The sequence below is a fragment of the Emticicia sp. MM genome, assembly GCF_001649495.1.
In genome coordinates, this window is the sequence record NZ_LXHX01000086.1 from 1 (window position 1) to 4,044 (window position 4,044).

A 4,044-nucleotide genomic window follows, 5' to 3' on the forward strand; every position below is an offset into this window, starting at 1 on the left:
ACCTCTTTCTTGAGCATCTATTTTTCCGCATAAATAATCTTAAACAAGTTCAATGATAAAAGTATAATGTATGAGCCACAAATATACTTTCAAAGTTTTGATGTCAGGATGAAGGATTTGTTAAATAAATATGCCACACCTTAATAAGAGATGTGGCACATTGGCTTTATTTGATAAAATCAGTTTTATTCATCTAAAATACTTTCTTCCATTGTTGAGCTACCACCGTGCATAACTTCAATGAGTTGTTTGATATTATACACCGTTCGATTATAGCGGTTACTCAACAGAATTATTACAAAATCTTCACGTGGGTCAAAAAACATAATCGTATTATAGCCTTTCCACCAACCAGTGTGATAAACATAGTCGGTTTGTTGTTTCGCATTCACCCAAAGTCTAAATCCGTAGCCATAATTTCTAAGTCCTGGAAACTCAAAACTGCGTGGCATTATCATTTCGCGGAAAGATTCCTTACTAATTAAAGTATTGTTTCTTAATGCTTTATACCAAAGAAGAAGGTCTCCCAAGGTCGAATAAACCCCTTTATCACCCGTAATATCATCATAATAATCTTTTGCTACTCTTCGACCATATTGATACCCAATCGTGCGATTAATATTTATAGAATCATTTTTCGTAGTAACCACAAAAGTATTTTTCATGCCCGAAGGTAAGAAGATACTTTCACGCATATAAGCCTCAAATGATTTGTTAGTTACTTTCTCAACCAATGCTGCTAAAATAGCAAAATTGGTATTATTATAACCGAAATAATGGTCAGGTAGATTAAATCTACTAGGAGTAGGCTGTGCATTGGCAAACCAAGTCATGATTTCTTGATTTGTTGGATACACCTTTGACTGTCTGACAGTTTTATCGAAGGTATATTGATAAAACGGTAAACCCGAACGATGACAAAGCAAACTACGAATCGTAATGCCATCGTATGGGAAATTTGGGTAATAGTCTTTTACGGTAAAATCAAGTCCTAATTTACCTTGTTCAGCTAACTTCATAACAGCCACCGCTGTGAATGTTTTAGATAAAGAGGCTAATTGGAATTTCGATTGAAGATTATTTCTAAGAGTATCTTCAAAATTGGCAAAACCAAAGGCATTTTGATAAATAATTACTCCTTTTTGAGCAACTAAGATATTTCCGTTGAAACCTTCTTTTAGTTTTTGTTGAATAATTTGCTCAATTAGAGCTGCTTTTTTATCAGCATTAATTTCTTTTTTTATGCGTGCTTCTTCTTTTTTCAGAGCTACACTATCAATAGGTTTAGTTTCGCTAGTTGAACCATTATTTTGACAGGCAATAAAGGAAAAAGAAATAAAAAAAAGAAAAATAAAAGGAAGGCTTTGGAAAGGAAAGCTTTTAAACGATTTCATCATAATTTCACACAAATCCGGAATCAAACAAACAAGTAATTAAGAGTGGCTGTAGAGCCGTATGGCTTTAAAAGTGCTTATAAAGAAGTAGTGTGGCAGAAAAATTATGCGTGGAAAAGATTAATTTCCACGCACATATTGCAAGATGATAATTAAAAACGTAGTAAAAATTACGCTACAAATAATTTTCAAGATAGTAATCAAGAAGAACTGAAAACCACCAGCTTCAACAAAAAATAACATTGAGTGGTGAATAATTGTAAGAATGGCTACGTATCTCACAAAACGCTCACTGCCCATTTCTTTTAATGAAATCGTAATTTCGTTTTCAACGCCTTTGGTAGGAAACAAAAATTTAATAATGTAAGTACGTAAATAGCCGACCATCACACTCGCCGAGGCATGAACACCAGCGGTGTTATAGAAAATATCTACCAATAAACCTATCAAAAAGCTTATCAGTATGACCCAAACTGGAGCAATATCATCGGGTAAAAGTAAAATACAGGCTATATATACAAAACAAAAGGCTACATCAAAGAATACAAAATTGCGTAGAACTACAATTTGTAATACTAAATATATGATGAAGGTAAAAACTAATTTTATGACCGTCTGAGAATTCATTTCTTTTCTTCGGTAGTTGATTGCTCTAATAAATCTTGTTCTTTTTTCAACTTGTTGTTTACGATATAAACATATGACAAGTTACGGAAATCAGTTGCCAATTCAACCTCAATATCGAAGAAGGCTTGGTCTTGTTTGGCACTCAGTTTACGAATCTTACCAATCATCGTACCTGATGGGTAAATAACGTTTTGCTCAGAAGTAACCACCGAGTCACCTTGTTTGATTGGCTTAAAGCGGTCAATCGTATTTAGGTTAATAATTTTAGGATTCAAACCACCCCACTCTGCAATACCTAAAGCTTTATCGTTTTTCACACGAAGTGTCGTATTCTTAACTTCAGAAGAAACCTTCGATTCTGAGTGAAGAATGGAGTACACACGTGAGAAGTGTTCTGAGCACTGCATGACAGTTCCTACTACCCCTTGTGGGCAAATAACGCCCATACCTGGCTCAATACCATCGAGGGTACCTTTATCAATAGTCAAATAGTTTTTCGATAAGCCAACGGTATTATTGACCACCTTAGCTACTTTAAATTCAAATCTACGAGCAAAAGCCGAATCTACTTTATAGTATTCTCCTTCTCTTGGCTTTAGTGATTGCATAGTAGCCACTGCTTTTTTTAATTGAGCATTTTCGGCAATTAATTGGTCGTTTACGTTGCCAAGATTCATGTAATTTTTTACATAATTCGAGCTTTCGAGTGTTTTGGCAGCGTAGTAGTTGGATGTGTTAAAAAACGAAACATCCCAATAATGATTGTTCTTCACGAGCAACCAAAAGCTGACAAGTTCGAGAATAGCAAACAAAAGAAAATTTCGTATGCGAAATATGAGTCGGAAGAGTTGCGACATGTTTTTAAGTTCTGAGTTCTGGGTTCTGAGTTCTGAGTTGTTTAAACTAAGCCATAATCACAATTAAAGTGAAAGCAGTTGAATGGTTTCTACATTCAACTGCTTTGTGGAATTTATACTTAGAAGAACCTGAGTGATAGATTTAATCATTCAGAACTCAGCACTCAGAATTCAGAATTAGTGAATTACTGAACTATAACTGCTCTGTATTTTTCGATATTTTTCAAAATCTCACCTGTTCCACGCACAACCGCACGAAGTGGGTCATCAGCTACGTGAATAGGGAGTTTGGTTTTAATTGCCAAACGCTTATCTAAACCATGAAGCAATGCTCCACCACCTGTCAAATAAATACCATTTTCGTAGATATCGGCAGAAAGTTCTGGTGGCGACATCTCCAATGCACGCATGATAGCTTCTTCGATTTTCGAAATAGATTTATCAAGAGCGTAAGCAATCTCACTATAAGTTACTTTAATTTCTTTCGGAATACCCGTCATCAAGTCACGGCCACGGATTTCGATATCTGCTGGAGGATTATCTAAGTCTGGCAATGCTGCACCAACTTGAATTTTAATAAATTCAGCCGAACGTTCACCGATAAGCAAATTATGCTCACGACGCATATAGTCAACAATATCTCTTGTAAACAAGTCACCCGCAATACGAACCGAAGCTTCACAAACGATACCCGAAAGTGCAATAACTGCAATCTCTGTTGTACCTCCACCAATGTCGGCAATCATTGAGCCATTAGGTTGCTCAATATCAATACCAATACCGATAGCCGCAGCAATTGGCTCGTGAACCATATAAACTTCTTTGGCACCTGCGTGTTCGGCAGAGTCTTTTACCGCACGTTTCTCAACCTCAGTAATACCCGATGGAATACAAATAACCATACGGTGTGAAGGAGAGAAAAACCAACTACGACCCGTCTCAATCATTTTAATCATACCACGAATCATTAATTCAGCGGCGGTAAAATCGGCAATTACACCATCTTTGAGTGGACGAATAGTTTTTATATTTTCATTGGTTTTTTCGTGCATTTGCATCGCTTTGTGTCCTATCGCCAACACTTTTCCAGTAATTTTATCCAAAGCAATGATAGAAGGTTCATCTACAACGATTTGGTCTTTGTAGATAATGAGGGTATTTGCCGT

General features: G+C 36.0%; 4 protein-coding genes. All 4 read right to left on the reverse strand.

What is annotated here, in order from left to right; all coding sequences use genetic code 11:
* Nucleotides 1-185: 185 nt before the first annotated feature.
* Nucleotides 186-1,397: a serine hydrolase gene (locus A6M55_RS10065; protein ID WP_229235505.1), complete on the reverse strand. Its 1,212-nt coding sequence runs from the start codon at nt 1,395-1,397 to the stop codon at nt 186-188.
* Between the two features lie 117 nt (nt 1,398-1,514).
* On the reverse strand, nt 1,515-2,021 hold the full coding sequence (locus tag A6M55_RS10070; RefSeq protein WP_015028528.1) for a hypothetical protein: 507 nt from the start codon (nt 2,019-2,021) through the stop codon (nt 1,515-1,517).
* The gene (gene mreC / locus A6M55_RS10075; RefSeq protein ID WP_064197472.1) at nt 2,018-2,878 is read right to left on the reverse strand and encodes a rod shape-determining protein MreC; all 861 of its coding nucleotides are present in this window, start codon (nt 2,876-2,878) and stop codon (nt 2,018-2,020) included. The genes A6M55_RS10070 and mreC overlap by 4 nt, the downstream gene beginning before the upstream one ends.
* Nucleotides 2,879-3,063: 185 nt before the next feature.
* Nucleotides 3,064-4,044, reverse strand: a 981-nt coding sequence (locus A6M55_RS10080; RefSeq protein ID WP_064197473.1) for a rod shape-determining protein, incomplete at its 5' end; no start/stop codon positions are given.

What these genes read in the sequence shown, in the direction of transcription:
- A6M55_RS10065 (WP_229235505.1), bottom strand. Translation starts at nt 1,397, where the DNA reads ATGATGAAATCGTTTAAAAGCTTTCCTTTCCAAAGCCTTCCTTTTATT.
- A6M55_RS10070 (WP_015028528.1), bottom strand. Translation starts at nt 2,021, where the DNA reads ATGAATTCTCAGACGGTCATAAAATTAGTTTTTACCTTCATCATATAT.
- mreC (WP_064197472.1), bottom strand. Translation starts at nt 2,878, where the DNA reads ATGTCGCAACTCTTCCGACTCATATTTCGCATACGAAATTTTCTTTTG.